Consider the following 581-nt stretch of genomic DNA (forward strand, 5'->3'; position numbering starts at 1 on the left):
GTGTTCTTCGAGTTCACAACGTCGAAGATGGGCATGCCGTAGATCGGGCTGGCCGGATCGGTTTTGGCCACCGGGTTGACCACATCGTTGGCGCCGATCACCAGCGAGACGTCGGTGATCGCGAACTCCGGGTTGATGTCGTCCATGTCGGCGATCAGGTCATACGGCACGCCGGCCTCGGCAAGCAGCACGTTCATGTGGCCCGGCATGCGGCCCGCCACCGGATGGATCGCGAACTTGACCTTGACGTCGCGCTTCATCAGCTGCTGGGTCAGCTCCCACACCTTGTGCTGGGCCTGGGCGACCGCGAGGCCGTAGCCCGGCACGATCACCACGCGCTCGGCGTAGGCCATCATCGCGGCGACATCGGACGCCTCGATGGGCTTCTGGCTGCCCGTGATTTCCTGCGCCTCGCCCGAGCTGCCGCCGAAGTTCGAGAACAGCACATTGCTGATCGGACGGTTCATGGCCTTGGCCATCAGCTGGGTCAGCAGCATACCGGCCGCGCCGACCACGGTGCCGGCGATGATCAGCGACTCGCTCTGCAGCACATAGCCCTTGAAGGCCACGGCGAGACCGGT

1 protein-coding gene is annotated in these 581 nt (G+C 64.9%); it reads right to left on the reverse strand.

Going from position 1 to position 581, the window contains the following annotated elements; genetic code table 11:
• Positions 1-581 (reverse strand): NAD(P)(+) transhydrogenase (Re/Si-specific) subunit beta (locus FLQ44_RS18090; protein WP_147695486.1); only part of this gene is annotated, 581 nt, incomplete at both ends.

This window comes from Vogesella mureinivorans, from assembly GCF_007644035.1.
GTDB classification, from domain to species: Bacteria; Pseudomonadota; Gammaproteobacteria; order Burkholderiales; family Chromobacteriaceae; genus Vogesella; species Vogesella mureinivorans.